The organism is Shewanella canadensis, assembly GCF_003966225.1.
Taxonomy (GTDB): domain Bacteria; phylum Pseudomonadota; class Gammaproteobacteria; order Enterobacterales; family Shewanellaceae; genus Shewanella; species Shewanella canadensis.
Genome location: NZ_RXNU01000006.1, coordinates 29,761 through 45,956, shown reverse-complemented (window position 1 = coordinate 45,956; position 16,196 = coordinate 29,761). Strand labels below are relative to the sequence as shown.

At 45.4% G+C, this 16,196-nt stretch carries 11 protein-coding genes and 13 tRNA genes; 1 reads left to right on the top strand and 23 read right to left on the bottom strand.

The window, feature by feature from the left end; all coding sequences use genetic code 11:
• Positions 1-4: 4 nt before the first annotated feature.
• The 17 genes from EKG38_RS12645 to recA all read right to left on the bottom strand — a co-directional run bounded on the left by EKG38_RS12645 (position 5) and on the right by recA (position 7,893).
• A complete protein-coding gene (locus EKG38_RS12645) occupies positions 5-250 on the bottom strand; it encodes an OadG family protein (protein WP_126520610.1) in 246 nt (81 codons plus the stop codon).
• Positions 251-738: 488 nt separating this feature from the next.
• Positions 739-830 (bottom strand) — tRNA-Ser (locus EKG38_RS12640).
• A gap of 17 nt (positions 831-847) precedes the next feature.
• Positions 848-924 (bottom strand) — tRNA-Arg (locus EKG38_RS12635).
• Positions 925-998: 74 nt separating this feature from the next.
• A tRNA-Arg gene (locus EKG38_RS12630) sits at positions 999-1,075 on the bottom strand.
• A gap of 77 nt (positions 1,076-1,152) precedes the next feature.
• Positions 1,153-1,229: transfer RNA gene (locus EKG38_RS12625), tRNA-Arg, on the bottom strand.
• Positions 1,230-1,306: 77 nt separating this feature from the next.
• A tRNA-Arg gene (locus EKG38_RS12620) sits at positions 1,307-1,383 on the bottom strand.
• Between the two features lie 77 nt (positions 1,384-1,460).
• Positions 1,461-1,537, bottom strand: a tRNA-Arg gene (locus EKG38_RS12615).
• 45 nt (positions 1,538-1,582) lie between these two features.
• Positions 1,583-1,659, bottom strand: a tRNA-Arg gene (locus tag EKG38_RS12610).
• A 120-nt stretch (positions 1,660-1,779) separates the two neighbouring features.
• A tRNA-Ser gene (locus EKG38_RS12605) sits at positions 1,780-1,871 on the bottom strand.
• 16 nt (positions 1,872-1,887) lie between these two features.
• Positions 1,888-1,964, bottom strand: a tRNA-Arg gene (locus tag EKG38_RS12600).
• Positions 1,965-2,038: 74 nt separating this feature from the next.
• A tRNA-Arg gene (locus EKG38_RS12595) sits at positions 2,039-2,115 on the bottom strand.
• Between the two features lie 34 nt (positions 2,116-2,149).
• Positions 2,150-2,226 (bottom strand) — tRNA-Arg (locus EKG38_RS12590).
• A 34-nt stretch (positions 2,227-2,260) separates the two neighbouring features.
• Positions 2,261-2,337: transfer RNA gene (locus EKG38_RS12585), tRNA-Arg, on the bottom strand.
• A gap of 21 nt (positions 2,338-2,358) precedes the next feature.
• Positions 2,359-2,450, bottom strand: a tRNA-Ser gene (locus EKG38_RS12580).
• Between the two features lie 467 nt (positions 2,451-2,917).
• Positions 2,918-3,115, bottom strand: a complete 198-nt coding sequence (csrA, locus tag EKG38_RS12575) for a carbon storage regulator CsrA (RefSeq protein WP_012141666.1) — start codon at positions 3,113-3,115, stop codon at positions 2,918-2,920.
• Between the two features lie 673 nt (positions 3,116-3,788).
• The gene (gene alaS / locus EKG38_RS12570) at positions 3,789-6,413 is read right to left on the bottom strand and encodes an alanine--tRNA ligase (RefSeq protein ID WP_126520609.1); all 2,625 of its coding nucleotides are present in this window, start codon (positions 6,411-6,413) and stop codon (positions 3,789-3,791) included.
• Between the two features lie 418 nt (positions 6,414-6,831).
• Positions 6,832-7,893 (bottom strand): recombinase RecA, encoded by a 1,062-nt coding sequence (gene recA / locus EKG38_RS12565; protein WP_126520608.1) that lies wholly within the window; start codon positions 7,891-7,893, stop codon positions 6,832-6,834.
• 341 nt (positions 7,894-8,234) lie between these two features.
• Here recA and mutS point away from each other — a divergent pair, with 341 nt between their 5' ends.
• Positions 8,235-10,814, top strand: coding sequence for a DNA mismatch repair protein MutS (mutS, locus tag EKG38_RS12560; protein ID WP_126520607.1), 2,580 nt, complete (start codon positions 8,235-8,237; stop codon positions 10,812-10,814).
• 224 nt (positions 10,815-11,038) lie between these two features.
• Here mutS and rpoS read toward each other — a convergent pair whose 3' ends face one another.
• The 6 genes from rpoS to ispF form a co-directional block, all read right to left on the bottom strand.
• A complete protein-coding gene (rpoS, locus tag EKG38_RS12555; RefSeq protein ID WP_126520606.1) occupies positions 11,039-12,010 on the bottom strand; it encodes an RNA polymerase sigma factor RpoS in 972 nt (323 codons plus the stop codon).
• Positions 12,011-12,086: 76 nt separating this feature from the next.
• Entirely contained in the window at positions 12,087-13,001 is a 915-nt protein-coding gene (locus EKG38_RS12550; protein WP_126520605.1) for a peptidoglycan DD-metalloendopeptidase family protein, read from the bottom strand.
• 40 nt (positions 13,002-13,041) lie between these two features.
• Positions 13,042-13,677, bottom strand: coding sequence for a protein-L-isoaspartate(D-aspartate) O-methyltransferase (locus EKG38_RS12545; RefSeq protein ID WP_126520604.1), 636 nt, complete (start codon positions 13,675-13,677; stop codon positions 13,042-13,044).
• Positions 13,674-14,423, bottom strand: coding sequence for a 5'/3'-nucleotidase SurE (surE, locus tag EKG38_RS12540; RefSeq protein ID WP_126520603.1), 750 nt, complete (start codon positions 14,421-14,423; stop codon positions 13,674-13,676). Before surE ends, EKG38_RS12545 begins: the two co-directional genes overlap by 4 nt.
• A gap of 64 nt (positions 14,424-14,487) precedes the next feature.
• Positions 14,488-15,555, bottom strand: coding sequence for a tRNA pseudouridine(13) synthase TruD (gene truD / locus EKG38_RS12535; protein WP_126520602.1), 1,068 nt, complete (start codon positions 15,553-15,555; stop codon positions 14,488-14,490).
• Positions 15,556-15,625: 70 nt separating this feature from the next.
• Positions 15,626-16,111 carry a 2-C-methyl-D-erythritol 2,4-cyclodiphosphate synthase gene (ispF, locus tag EKG38_RS12530; protein ID WP_126520601.1) on the bottom strand — a complete coding sequence of 162 codons (486 nt, stop codon included), beginning with the start codon at positions 16,109-16,111 and terminating at the stop codon, positions 15,626-15,628.
• Between the last annotated feature and the right edge of the window lie 85 nt (positions 16,112-16,196).

The window sequence follows — 16,196 nt, the reverse complement described above, 5'->3', positions numbered from 1 at the left end:
TTTATTATGCTTTTGCACGATATTGGTGAATGGCTGAAGTGATAACCGCAACCATCAGGGGATCGACGCCCTGCGCGGAAGCTGTATCGCTATTTTCAGCTAGCGCCTTATGTCCGATCGGCTGTGGGGCAAATTTGTAAGCCACCAACTTAACGCCTAAGATCAGCACGGTTAGAAACACGAAAACCAGCCCCATGCCTAAAAGCATGATGCCAAGTGCTTCAATAATTTGTTCAGATATCGAATTCATATCACCCTCTGTATCAAAGTTACTCCAACACTGAATATATAGCACCATCAGGTAGCTTTTTATTCAATTGAGGCCTAAAAAGCACCAAGTGAATGACAAAATCCATCCATTATTAGAGTAAATTTTCGCTGTTCACGGGAAAAACAATAACTAATCTATAACAAAATTGCGAGCACCTTGTAAATTGGTCATACCAATAATGACAAAACAAAACCGCCAACGAAGAGAATTCACTAATTTAAACGAGACATTTATGAGGAATCATTAACTGCCAAGTATTTCTCATTACTTTTTAGTAAATGGAGCAGCGAAGAGATAGAAATTGAATTCGAAATAAAGGACAAAAAAAGACCAGATTGAAAAGTTATGCAGTACTTTAAGAAAGTGATGAGGTAAGAGGTGAGAGGTAAGAAAAGGGGGTAAGAGGAAAGAGGAAAGAGGAAAGAGATAGATACAAAAAAGCCCATTGATATTATCAACGGGCTTAATGGCGGAGAGGGAGGGATTCGAACCCTCGATGGGATTTAAAGCCCATACTCCCTTAGCAGGGGAGCGCCTTCGGCCACTCGGCCACCTCTCCGAAACTTTCAAAATAAATGGTGCGGATGGGAGGAGTCGAACCTCCGACCGCCTGGTTCGTAGCCAGGTACTCTATCCAGCTGAGCTACATCCGCAAATATCATTTTTTCACTAACACCTGTAAACAGGCAATTTCACCTCTAGTTAACCATCAACGAGAAGCTAAATATGGTGCGGATGGGAGGAGTCGAACCTCCGACCGCCTGGTTCGTAGCCAGGTACTCTATCCAGCTGAGCTACATCCGCACAAATAAAACTTTTTTCACTAACACCTGTAAGCAGGCAACTTTGCTTCTGGTTAATCATCAACAAGAAACTAAATATGGTGCGGATGGGAGGAGTCGAACCTCCGACCGCCTGGTTCGTAGCCAGGTACTCTATCCAGCTGAGCTACATCCGCACAGATAAAACTTTTTTCACTAACACCTGTAAACAGGCAACTTTGCTTCTGGTTAATCATCAACAAGAAACTAAATATGGTGCGGATGGGAGGAGTCGAACCTCCGACCGCCTGGTTCGTAGCCAGGTACTCTATCCAGCTGAGCTACATCCGCACAGATAAAACTTTTTTCACTAACACCTGTAAACAGGCAACTTTGCTTCTGGTTAATCATCAACAAGAAACTAAATATGGTGCGGATGGGAGGAGTCGAACCTCCGACCGCCTGGTTCGTAGCCAGGTACTCTATCCAGCTGAGCTACATCCGCACAAATAACACTTTAACACCGATTATTGACTTAATCTAAAAGAGATGGTGCGCGTGGGAGGAGTCGAACCTCCGACCGCCTGGTTCGTAGCCAGGTACTCTATCCAGCTGAGCTACACGCGCAAGTCTTTCTTTTACAATTCAAAACCGATTTACACAGCCTATGGATTAAAACTATAAATAGTCATAACTACCTTAAGCCACAAAAAAACCCGTTGATTACATCAACGGGCTTATTTGTAATGGCGGAGAGGGAGGGATTCGAACCCTCGATGGGATTTAAAGCCCATACTCCCTTAGCAGGGGAGCGCCTTCGGCCACTCGGCCACCTCTCCTAAACTTACTAATAAATGGTGCGGATGGGAGGAGTCGAACCTCCGACCGCCTGGTTCGTAGCCAGGTACTCTATCCAGCTGAGCTACATCCGCAAATATTATTTTTTTACTAACACCTGTAAACAGGCAATTTCACCTCTAGTTAACCATCAACGAGAAGCTAAATATGGTGCGGATGGGAGGAGTCGAACCTCCGACCGCCTGGTTCGTAGCCAGGTACTCTATCCAGCTGAGCTACATCCGCACAAATAAAACTTTTTTCGATTTTTCATATTGAATGGTGCGGATGGGAGGAGTCGAACCTCCGACCGCCTGGTTCGTAGCCAGGTACTCTATCCAGCTGAGCTACATCCGCAACGCGTTTCAATATATCCCGTCATCTTACAAAATGGTGCGGATGGGAGGAGTCGAACCTCCGACCGCCTGGTTCGTAGCCAGGTACTCTATCCAGCTGAGCTACATCCGCAACGTATTTGCAAGTAAGAAATGGCGGAGAGGGAGGGATTCGAACCCTCGATGGGATTTAAAGCCCATACTCCCTTAGCAGGGGAGCGCCTTCGGCCACTCGGCCACCTCTCCGTTTCTTGGCGCACATATTACTGTTTGAAGAAAATAAGTCAAACCATTTCTCATAAAGCATTTCTGTTTGGAGTGTTTTTAAACAGATCAAACAAATAATATACCAATCCTATTAAATATCTGATCATTCAGCGGGAATCGAGTCAATATAGGCAAAGACTCTATTTGCTTCTTGGTAGCAGAACCACGAGGTACACTCGATAATTGCTCCTCGGCTCTAGCATCCTCGGTAACTGCTCCATGCGTTACTCTACCTCCTGAATCCATTCAGTCGTGCTTCGCTCTAGATAATTGCTCCTGCATTATTCTCCCTTCGCCATATATGGACTCGTACCTCCTATACCCCTATAGTCGCGGAACACAGAGAGACACCACATCTGATATTTAAGATTCACTAATGCCAGAAAGCAAAAAAGCCAGCAATTAACTGACTTCTCTATTTAAAGACTAATCTTGTGCAGGCTAGACTAAAAATTGCCACCTTCAGAAGGGTTGCCAGCTTTTTCAGACTGAATGCGCTGGTAGATCTCTTCACGATGTACCGAGACTTCTTTAGGTGCATTCACACCAATACGTACTTGATTACCTTTAACGCCTAAAACAGTGACAGTTACTTCATCACCAATCATCAGTGTTTCACCAACACGACGAGTCAATATCAGCATTCGTTTACTCCTTTAGTTCCAAATTCTGCTCTATACGGCACTAATCCGTTATATATACGTATTATAAGGTTAGCTTAGTACAAATTAATAGTACTCTTACCGAATTCCATCATTAAAATGCAGCTTATTTAATTCAAAAGCGTGATATAGCCCCCGAACAGCACCAGATAACATGATAGGGCCCTTAGCAGTAGCTAAGCTAATGCCAGACTCTATGGTTAAGCTAGCATTAAATCTACCATTACCCAAGGAGCAAAGCCCTTTATCATTCAGATAGAACCATTGGCTATCCATTACTTTAACAAACCCTACATTAACATCGTCAAACGGTTACAAAACACGAATCCCCCTTCCCTTGTAGGAGCATGCTTCAGCCGCGAAGCTTCTGCCTGTATTTTTATCATCCATTCCCGGCTAACTACGGTCCTACACATGCGATTTCCCCTTCCCTTGTAGGAGCTCGTTCAGCCGCGAAGCATCTGCCTGTATTTGTATCATCCATTCTCGGCTAACTACGGTCCTACACAAGCGAGTTACCCTTCCCTTGTAGGAGCGGGCTTAAGCCGCGAAGCATCTGCCTGTATTTGTATAATCCATTCCCGGCTGAAGCAGGTCCTACATAAAAAAAGCGCTTCAGAGACCTGAAGCGCTTTTAAACAGACAAAGCTAAAGGTTAAGCCAAACGCTCAGTGAGCCATGGGATAACTTGCTCTAAGGCACTATCCAGGTTCTCAGGTTGGCTACCACCCGCTTGCGCCATATCGGGTCGACCGCCGCCTTTACCACCGACTTGCGATGCAATCGAAGCGACCAGCTCACCGGCCTTAACTTTAGAGGTCAGATCTTTGGTTACACCCACGATAAGGTTAACTTTCGCCTCTCCAGCTATACCGAGAACGACGATGCCCGAGCCAAGCTTCTGCTTAAGCTCATCTTGCAAACCTCGTAGCGCACCAGCTTCGACACCGTCGAGCTTTTTAACCAGCACATTGACACCGTTGATCTGCTGGGCTTCACCCGCTAAATCGGCACTGGTAGCCGCTGCAAGCTTATCTTTAAGCTGAGACAACTCTTTTTCAAGCAGCTTAGTGCGATCGAGCTGTGCCTTAAGTTTAGATACCACAGATGCGCTATCGGCCTTAAGTAAAGCCGCCGCCTGGTCTAACTCCGCTTTTTGCGCTGCAACATAAGCCATAGCAGCCGCACCGGTTACCGCTTCGATACGACGCACGCCTGCAGCGATACCACCTTCAGAGGTGATCTTAAACAGTCCGATATCACCGGTGCGACCAACGTGAGTACCACCACAAAGCTCAATAGAGAAGTCACCCATAGTGACAACTCTGACTTCGTCGGTATACTTCTCACCGAAGAGCGCCATAGCCCCCTTCTCCTTCGCTTGGTCCATATCCATCACTTCGGCACTAAGCTTGTGGTTTCTACGGATTTGAGTATTAACAAGTTCTTCGACCGCCTTCAACTCCTCAGGCTTAACACCCTCGAAATGAGAAAAATCGAATCGCAATCTTTCTGAGTCAACCAGTGAGCCCTTCTGACTCACGTGTGTGCCCAATAACTGGCGCAATGCGGCATGAAGTAAGTGAGTCACAGAGTGGTTCAACTCGGTACGATGACGCAGCTTTTTATCAACGTTAGCTTCTAAGCTATCACCAACAGATAAAGTACCTGACGTTAACGTTCCCTGATGCCCAACGGCTTGACCGTACTTTTGAGTATCCTTCACATTAAATTCGATACCTTTAGCCGACAATACACCTCTGTCACCACATTGACCGCCTGACTCACCATAAAAAGGTGTGCTGTCGAGAACAATAACCGCTTCCTCTGCGACGCTCAATGAGTCGACAGATACACCCGCCTTATAGATAGCGGTAATTTTTCCCGCAGCAGTTAATTCGGTATAACCGGAAAAGTGCGTATGCTCATCAATTTTCAGTGAATCATTGTAATCGGTATTGAACTGTCCTGCAGCCTGAGCTCGAGTTCTCTGCTCTGCCATCGCGGTCTCAAAACCCGCCTCATCGACGGTGATCTCACGCTCACGACAGACATCCGCGGTCAAGTCGACCGGAAAACCATAGGTATCGTAAAGCTTAAATGCCGTTTCACCATCTAATACATCACCTTTCAGTGCGTTTAGAGCGCCATCGAGAATGCCCAGACCACGCTCGAGTGTACGAGCAAACTGCTCCTCTTCGGCTTTCAATGATTTTTCAACGATAGCCTGAGTTGCCACTAACCCTTTAGCCGCATCGCCCATAACTTCAATTAGGGTTGGGACCAGCTTATAGAAGAAGGAATCACTAGCGCCAAGTTTATTACCGTGACGAACCGCGCGACGAATAATACGACGAAGAACATAACCCCGACCTTCGTTTGAAGGCATCACACCATCTGCAATTAAGAAAGCGCATGAGCGGATGTGATCGGAGATAACACGCAGTGATTTATTTTCTAAATCCGTAACCGATAATATTTCGGCCGTTTTCTTAATCAGCGCCTGGAATATATCAATTTCATAATTAGAGTGAACGCCCTGCATAATGGCAGCGATACGCTCGATACCCATACCGGTATCCACAGAAGGCTTAGGTAGCGGCAACATTTCACCGTTAGATTGGCGATTGTACTGCATGAAAACGATGTTCCAGATCTCAATAAATCTATCACCATCTTCTTCCGGCGTCCCCGGGCGTCCGCCCCAGATGTGGTCACCGTGGTCATAAAAGATTTCAGAACATGGACCACAAGGTCCGGTATCACCCATCTGCCAGAAGTTGTCTGACGCATATGGTGCGCCTTTATTGTCACCTATGCGGATAAGGTTTTCAGCAGGTACGCCGATCTCTTTAGTCCAGATATCATAGGCTTCATTATCTGTCTCATAGATAGTGACACATAGACGTTCTTTAGGTAGCTTTAACTCTTGAGTAAGAAAATTCCATGCAAAACTGATTGCCTCACGCTTAAAGTAATCACCAAAGCTAAAGTTACCCAGCATCTCAAAGAATGTATGGTGACGAGCCGTGTAACCCACATTATCTAAGTCGTTGTGTTTACCACCGGCGCGAACACAGCGCTGAGACGAGGTCGCACGCGTATAACTGCGTTTATCTTCACCCAGAAATACATCTTTAAACTGGTTCATACCTGCATTAGTAAACAGCAAGGTTGGATCGTTTACAGGTACCAGTGAACTACTGTCCACAACCTGATGACCGTTAGTACGGAAATACTCTAAGAAAGCACTTCTTAGCGCTGCAGTGGTTTGATACATGAAATCATCCTGAATAAGATTAAGGCTAACAGTGATTTTTAAAATCACCGACATTCTATTTAGCCGAACATTATAATCAGTCTAAATGATAACAACCAGAGTTTTAGGAACACAAAGCCGCAAAGGGGGGGGGAAAGTGCCACTCTTGAAGAGATTCTAAGTTTTAAAGCGGTAAAATATTTGCTTGGGAATGCTAATACCAGTATCAATAAATATTGTTATCAATTCAGAGCAACGCAGGAGCTTGTTGCCGAGAATAACTATTAGCTTCAATCTCAACAGCTTCAAAGCCCTTGAGTTTGCTATGAAATTAAACAAAAAAATCGCGGCGCGCAAGTTGCGCAACCGCGAAATAGTGTGCCAAGTGGCTTTCAGCTTTACTCATTTAAACGTTTAAACGCTTAACTCACTGGCGTGATTAAAACACTTCACCCGTTTCAAGATCGATGTTTTCATCTCCGGTCGCCGATTCTGCAACAGGGCCTGCCGGTGTTAACAGTAAGGCACGAAGTGCTGTATCAATTTCCTGTGCAGCGGCAGGGTTCTCTATCAGATACTTACCGGCGTTAGCACGTCCCTGACCGATCTTATTCCCTTTGTAGCTATACCAGGCACCCGCTTTTTCAACAAGCTTATGGGCAACACCCAGGTCGACAAGTTCGCCAGTTCTGTTGATACCTTGACCATATAATATTTGGAACTCGGCTTGCCTAAACGGCGCCGCAATCTTATTTTTAACAACTTTGACTCGAGTTTCGTTACCAATCACTTCATCACGGTCTTTGATGGCACCGGTACGGCGGATATCGAGACGAACCGAAGCATAAAACTTCAAAGCATTACCACCCGTGGTGGTTTCAGGGTTACCGAACATCACACCAATCTTCATACGAATCTGGTTAATAAAAATAAGCATGGTGTTGGTTTGCTTGAGGTTACCCGCAAGTTTACGCATCGCCTGGCTCATCATACGAGCCGCGAGTCCCATATGGGAATCACCAATCTCACCTTCAATCTCAGCTTTAGGCGTCAATGCCGCAACGGAATCGACAACGATAACATCGACGGCACCAGAGCGAGTCAAAGCATCACAAATCTCTAGCGCTTGCTCACCGGTATCAGGTTGAGAACAAAGTAGGTTATCGATATCAACACCTAACTTTTTAGCGTAGATAGGGTCCAGTGCATGCTCGGCATCGATAAAGGCACACACTTTACCTTCACGTTGAGCGGCTGCAATAACTTCCAGCGTCAGTGTGGTTTTACCCGATGATTCAGGGCCATAAATCTCAACGATACGTCCCATTGGAAGACCACCAGCGCCCAGGGCTACATCCAGAGAGAGTGAACCGGTAGAGATAGTCTCAACATCCATTGAGCGGTTCTCGCCCAACTTCATGATAGAGCCTTTACCGAATTGCTTTTCGATCTGCCCTAAAACGGCGTTAAGTGCTTTCTCTTTGTTCGCATCTATCTTCATTTCAATATCCTCAGAGGCACAGCGATTACGCTGATATAAATCTCGTGTTGACTCCGCGATTTAACTTAGACAGAAAAACATATCCAGTCAGGGAGTCTCAATATGCAAACTAGTATACTGTACAATCATACAGTATCAAGTACTGATCATGATTATTTTTTCTCTCACTTAATTCGACTATCGAAGCATCTGTTACGGCTAAAAAAATTCAATCTCACGATTTTTAACGACAAAAAGCTCAACAATGTCGAAAATATTGATAATATTGGCGCCAACTATTTATGGCAGCCCAATTCGTTGGTAAAGCCTGTTTAATACGTCAGAAAAGAGACGACCTGTAGATGAATGCTATCGATACCCCAAATTTAGAAAAACACACACCTATGATGCGTCAATACCTGACGCTAAAAGCTGAACATCCGGAGATGCTGCTCTTTTATCGCATGGGTGATTTCTATGAACTTTTTTATGATGACGCTAAAAAGGCTTCTGAATTATTGGGGATCTCACTCACTGCCAGAGGAAAAAGTGGCGGCGATCCCATTCCTATGGCGGGCCTCCCTTATCATGCGGTTGAAGGATACTTAGCCAAGTTAGTCCAACTCAGGGTGTCTGTCGCTATTTGTGAGCAAGTCGGTGATCCGGCGACATCTAAAGGACCAGTTGAGAGAAAGGTCGTGCGCCTCGTGACTCCCGGCACATTGACCGACGAGGCCCTGTTGCAGGAAAGACAAGACAACTTGCTCGCGGCCGTCTATCACGGCAAGAGTGGATATGGATACGCCACCTTAGATATCAGTTCGGGTCGATTTGTCGTCGCAGAACTTGCCTCAACCGAGGCACTTGAGGCCGAACTTCAACGGACTAATCCAGCCGAGCTACTCTATAGCGAAGATTTCTCTGAGATGGGGTTAATCTCTGGCTTTAATGGTAAACGCAGACGTCCTGAATGGGAGTTTGATTTCGATACCAGCCAAAAATTACTCCTTGATCAATTCGGCACAAAAGATCTCCGTGGTTTTGGCCTGGACAACGCGCGCCTTTCACTGCAAGCAGCTGGCTGTTTAATGCAATATGTGAAAGACACTCAACGAACGGCGCTGCCGCACATAAATTCGATAGTTCACTTCAATCAGAGTGATAGTATCGTCCTGGACGCCGCAACCCGGCGTAATCTCGAATTAACGGTCAACCTCCAAGGTGGTCATGAAAACACCTTGGCCTCGGTGCTGGACAATACGGCAACACCTATGGGTAGCCGTATGCTTCAGCGCTGGATCCATGAGCCACTCAGAAACCGACAGCAGATCGAGTCTCGTCAGAGTGCACTCACAGAGATATTAGACACTAGCCTGTTCGAGACGCTGGAATCTCAACTGAAAGCTCTGGGTGACGTCGAGCGGATCATCGCAAGACTGGCCCTTCGTAGTGCCCGGCCAAGGGATTTTTCCCGCCTCAAACAAGCCATATCCTTATTACCCGAAATTCAGCAATCTCTTGCCAGCTGCCAGTCTCCCCATCTGCATCATCTTGCAAGAATGCTCGGCGAATTCCCCGAAGAACTTGAACTATTAGAACGCGCTATTGTAGATAACCCCCCCATGCTTATCCGCGATGGAGGCGTACTGAAAGAGGGCTACGATACCGAACTGGATCAATGGCGGGCACTTAGCCAAGGTGCGACGGATTATCTATCCGAGCTTGAAGCAAGAGAGAAAGAGCTGACCGGTATCTCGACACTTAAGGTCGGCTATAACCGAGTCCATGGCTACTATATTGAGGTAAGTCGCAGAGAGTCTGATCTGGTTCCATTGAGCTATCAGCGCAGACAGACACTCAAAAATACTGAGCGCTACATCATCGCAGAGCTAAAAGAGCATGAAGAGAAAGTCCTCTCTAGTCAGGGGAAGGCGCTGGCACGCGAGAAGCATTTATGGGAACAACTATTCGATCAGATACTGCCTAAGCTTCATGACTTACAACTCTTTGCACAGGGCGCCGCTGAACTCGATGTGATAAATAACTTCGCGGAGCGGGCAGAAACATTGAATTACAACTGCCCTACACTGTCACTGGCTTCCGGTATACACATAGAAGCCGGGCGTCACCCGGTTGTAGAACAGGTAAGCCAAACACCATTTATTGCTAATCCGGTCACCTTGAATCCGGCACGAAAAATGTTAATCGTAACCGGGCCAAATATGGGCGGTAAATCAACCTATATGCGTCAGGTTGCCTTAATCACTTTAATGGCGCACATAGGTTGTTATGTCCCCGCCCAGAGTGCAATAATCGGCCCTGTCGATCGCATATTTACCCGTATTGGCGCAGCAGACGATCTGGCTTCGGGTCGTTCAACCTTTATGGTCGAAATGACTGAAACGGCAAATATTCTTCATAATGCCACCCCGGAAAGTCTGGTATTAATGGATGAGATTGGTCGAGGCACTTCGACCTATGATGGCCTTTCTCTCGCTTGGTCTGCTGCCGAATATTTAGCTCAAAAAATTGAAGCTATGACCCTATTTGCCACTCACTATTTCGAGCTCACTCAACTCCCCGAGCTCATGTCGAATGTTGAAAATGTGCATCTTGACGCTATCGAGCATGGTGACACGATTGTCTTTATGCACGCAGTTCAGGAAGGAGCGGCAAGTAAAAGTTATGGTTTGCAGGTCGCTGCACTGGCTGGGGTTCCCAACAAGGTCATTGTCGCCGCAAAACATAAGCTACACCACTTAGAAAGTCGTGACACTAACAGCGCCGTAGACTCAACGGCCAGCTCAAATCAACAGAGTATGGTATTTGATGAACCGGTAAATTCCGCCTTAAATGATGCATTAGATAAAATACATCCCGATGAATTGAGCCCAAGACAAGCACTCGATATCTTGTATGAGCTCAAGCGATTAACTCACTAATACCGATCGGGATAAGTATTTTATTCTAAATAACAAAAAGCGCACATAAATGTGCGCTTTTAAGTTATTGGATGCCTGAAAAAATCATCATTTACCTACAACGAATACAGATACTGACGAACCAAAACCGATAAATATGATTATAAAGAGATAAGGACTCATCGGAGCATTAACTACTTTTAAAAAAGTCAAAACTCTTAAATGCGTTAAGTAGTCATGCATCTCTAAATTTTAAAAATCGCCTCAACCGATAATCCCTGTGAACCAAGCAGATCTTTGAGTCGTTTTAATGCTTCTACCTGGATCTGACGAACTCGCTCTCGGGTTAAGCCAATCTCTTTTCCTACATTTTCAAGTGTAGATGGTTCATATCCCAACAATCCAAAACGGCGCGCTAACACCTCTCTCTGTTTTGTATTGAGTTCATCTAACCATTTTACTACTGATTTAGACATATCCTCATCTTGAACTTTATAGTCCGGGCCAACACTATCATCATCGGCAAGCACATCGAGTAATGCCTTATCATTATCCCCACCTAAGGGCGTATCTACTGAAGTGATCCTTTCATTTAGCTTTAGCATGCGGCTGACATCTGCACTGGGAAGATCAAGCTTTTCTGCAATCTCTTCAGCCGTAGGCTCATGATCTAGCTTATGTGCTAGCTCTCTGGCAGTACGCAAGTAAACATTGAGTTCTTTAACAACGTGGATAGGTAAACGAATCGTTCTGGTTTGATTCATTATCGCACGTTCAATAGTCTGTCTGATCCACCAAGTCGCATAGGTTGAAAAACGGAAACCTCTCTCGGGATCAAACTTTTCAACAGCCCTGATCAAGCCTAGATTTCCCTCTTCAATGAGATCCAATAGCGCTAAACCACGATTGTTATAACGACGGGCAATTTTGACGACAAGTCTTAGATTACTTTCTATCATGCGATTACGAGATTTTCCGCAGCCTTTTAAGGCTTTACGGGAAAAATAAACCTCTTCTTCCGCACTCAGTAGGGGGGAAAAACCAATTTCACTTAAGTACAGCTGAGTAGCATCCAGATTTTTTTGTAAATCACCCTGCACTTGCTGTTCAAGCTCATTTTCTTGTGCTTTATTTCCTTTCTTAGTGACACTATCAGACTCGTTCTTAGACAAGTCCACTAAAGGCTCCGCTATTGCGGTACTATTTTTACGACCCATAAAATGATCTCCCAAATTTTTTCAAAAATTACTGCACTTTACTATCCTCCAAATGCCAAAATTGGCTCCTAAACCATTATTGTTTAGGTAAATATTTTAGTGGGTTAACAGATTTTCCATGGTAACGGATCTCAAAATGTAACATGACCCTATCAGTACCTGTACTACCCATTTTTGCCAGCGTTTGTCCTACTGTTACAAACTGCTTCTCTTTGACTAAGATCTTATCAGCATGTGCGTAGGCGCTTAAGTAATCATCACTGTGTTTGATAATGACTAAGTTTCCATAGCCTCGAAGTGCACTACCCGCATATACAACACGCCCATCGGCTGCGGATTTTATAATATCACCACGATTCCCTGTAATCTTAATTCCTTTATTCCCCTGCTCTTTGGCAGAGAAAGTGCCAATCAACTTACCTCTCCTTGGCCACTGCCACCGACTTACCTTCTTTGGTAGAGTATCGGTTGGCCTGTGGACAGTTCGGTTAACATCTTGTTGACCGCTTGTTACAGAATACGCAGACTTGTGATGTTGATCAAGTGATTTTTTTGACGGTGTCGCTTTTACTACCCGAACCGAGGAAGGCTCGTTATCCTCCTGTTTAGTAGGGGTTTTCTTTATGGGCTGTACAACTTTCGGACTATTATTTGACGTACTTTTAGACTGTTGACTATTTGTAACAGAGCGTGTCAAATTGAGGTTAAGCTTCTGACCGGGGAAGATCGTATAGGGCTTTTTCAGCTTGTTTTTATTAGCTAATTTAATAAAATCATTGTTAGATGCCCACGCTATGGAATAGAGAGTATCACCTTGCTTTACGCGATAAGAATCAGATTTTAATGAACCTTTGTTATAAGCAGTCTTAACGGGAATATTGACGCTTGCCACAGGTGCAGGCCTATCAGACTGAAAGCTGCAGCCGACTATAATTAGCGATATGAAGCAAAAAAACAGACCGCCCCAATACCTTTTAAACGTAACTACCAAAAAACGCTCCTAAACATAATTCTCGGCCACAAGCAGAACGCTATGCCAGTTCACCATTAACCAATGGAACAAATCGAACCATTTCGACCACTTCAGAACTGAAGGTATCGCCATGACGGACCACTTTTAGTAATTGTTGAGATTCATCCCCTACAGGTATAACGAGCACGCCTTTGTCCGCTAATTGAGTAAGCAGCGCCTCAGGGACACTGCTTGCAGCTGCCGTAACCATAATGGAGTCGAACGGCCCTTTATTGGCCCAGCCTTTCCAACCATCTCCATACTTAAAAGAGATATTGTGAAGATCCAGCCTCTTAAGGCGCAGTCTTGCTTGGATTTGTAAACTCTTTATGCGTTCAACCGTGCATAGTTCAGGAACGAGCTTAGCTAAGATGGCGGCCTGGTAACCAGAGCCCGTACCAATCTCTAACACTCTCTTAGGTGCGTTTTCCAATAAAAGCTCAGTCATTCTTGCGACAATATAGGGTTGAGAGATAGTTTGCCCCTGCCCTATGGGTAATGCTGTATTTTCATAAGCCTTGTGACCAAGCGCCGCATCCAAAAACATCTCTCTTGGCGTATCAGCCAAGGCTTTTAAAACATCTTCATTTTTAATCCCTGCATCATACAAGCTTCTCGCTAGATTCAACGCAGACTTTGTCGCTACCCCATTCATATCTTATCTATCCATTGTTGCATTGTTGAGATCTGTTCAAAAGCGGTCAAGTCTACCGTCAATGGCGTTACAGACACATAGCCATTGCTCACGGCATGAAAGTCGGTGCCTTCACTGGCATCTTGCTCATCACCGGGAGGACCTAACCAAAAAATATCACGGCCAGCGGGGTCTTGAGTGCGTACCATGCCTTCGGCTTTATGCCGTGCTCCCAGACGCGTCACCCTGATCCCTTTTATCTGTTTGATGGGAAGGTCGGGAACATTAATATTCAAAATTTGATCTTGTGCTATCGGTTTCTTCATTAGCCCCGCAACCACTTTACAGGCGAAATGAGCCGCCGTCTCATAGTGAGTAAGCGTTGAACCAACCAATGAAATCGCAATTGCGGGTAAGCCGAGAAAACGTCCTTCCATCGCCGCAGCAACGGTACCGGAGTACAAGGTATCATCACCTAAGTTTGCTCCGGCATTAATACCTGATACCACCATATCGGGTTCATCGGTGTATAGCTCGCGAATGGCAAGATGCACACAGTCAGTTGGCGTTCCGCTTACCGAGACATACCCATTGCTTAAGGTATTGATACGTAGAGGGTTCGTCAAGGTCAAAGAGTTACTCGCACCAGAACAGTTTCTGTCAGGGCCAACAGTCATCACCTGATAAGAAGTGGATAGAGCATCTGAAAGTGCCTTTATGCCCGGCGCCGTAACACCATCATCATTACTTACAAGGATCTTTATCATTAGTTACTGGCCCCGGTTTTACAATTTTATACTGATTTTAATCTATGCTTAATTGACTCGTTATTTAAGCAGTAGATTCCTCTAGTCTTGCTTGCTGGCGCAATCGAAATTCGCGGTCGTTAACATCTTCATAATCAAACAGCTCCCTCAATACCGAGGTCGCAAAGCTACCGGCAGGCAGGGCAAACTTGATGACTAAGACGTCATCTCCCTCTTGTTGATAACTGAAATGTTGCGGCTCTAATAACAGGGGCCGTCGCTCCTGACTCAAACCTGCGTGTTCCAGGCCATCACGATCTTGTTCAAGTTCGGCGAGTACCTTAGATTCAAATTCAGCCGCCTCCCCTTGAGGTAAAGCAGCCCCTCTTCCCCACATTGGAGCAGATAATTGAATGTCTTTCTCAGCAAGACGGTTCAGTAGCGTTTCATCCCATTGCTCTGCAACAAAATAGCTTTTACTCCCGGCCAACATAACGCTATCACCATCGAGTCTGGCTAAACCATGTTCAGCGAGCCTTGCCGACACGACGAGGTTAAACAGGTAGGAACGCACCGCAGATAGATACATACTGCTTTTTTTTCTATCTTTAACTTTACGTCCGGCAAACATCTGACGACCAAAGATCAAGTTTTTGCCATCATGACCAAACCTCTGCTCTCCAAAGTAGTTAGGCACGCCGGTCTCTTTGATCTTTTCAATTCTGGCAATCACATCTTCCATATCTGAAACCTGACGCAGTGTCAGAGTAAACCGATTTCCGGCCAAAGCGCCGATACGTAACTTCTTACCGTGTCGGCTGCTCGAAAGGATGGTAAGTTGCTCACTGTTCAGACTCGCCCAATCCGGTGTTTCCTTACCAGGGATCCGAACGCCAAACCACTGCTCAGTGACCGCATTTTTATCTTTCTGACCGGCATAGGTCACCTCTTTAGGGTGAACATGAGCGAAACCCGACAGAATTTTTGCCACATCCGCGGTGTTCAGGCCATCTTTGCGAATATGAAGCAGATGATGTTCACCCTCCCCCGTCGGCGCGAAAGGTAATATCTCCTGCACAAGAAAGTCGCTGTTATGAGTACGTAGATCTGCTTTAGAAACTGGTTTACCGTGTAAGTAATGAAGTTCAATCATGGTCGCTCTTTATCTCGGTCATATGTACCAAGTTACTATTATACCGATTGGTATAATTAAGTGTGTTCAGTTAATCGGCTGACTTAACGAGAAGCACAACGGCTTCAACGGCAATGCCCTCTTTACGTCCCGTAAACCCGAGTTTTTCGGTCGTTGTCGCCTTAACATTTATATTGTCAGTATCGGTTTCAAAATCGAGTGCTAAGACCGCACGAATGGCCTCGATATGAGATGACATTTTAGGAGCTTGTGCAATGATAGTGACATCGAGGTTACCTATCGAATAGCCCTTTTCTTTCGCTAACCGATAACAATGACGAAGCAAATGACGACTATCGGCTCCCTTAAACTCTTCATCGGTATCGGGAAAATGCTTGCCTATATCTCCAAGCGCAACGGCTCCTAGAACTGCATCTGAAATAGCATGTAACACCACGTCACCATCCGAGTGCGCAATAAGGCCAGTCTCATAGGGGATATGAACCCCGCCTAACAAGAGTGGAGATTCGCCACCAAATTTATGCACATCGAAGCCATGACCTATACGTATATTCATTTGCAATCCATATTTGTGTTCATAACGCCCGTTGCCATACGGACGGCTCTGGAATACAGCGACAGTTAGAAAAATAAATGAAATA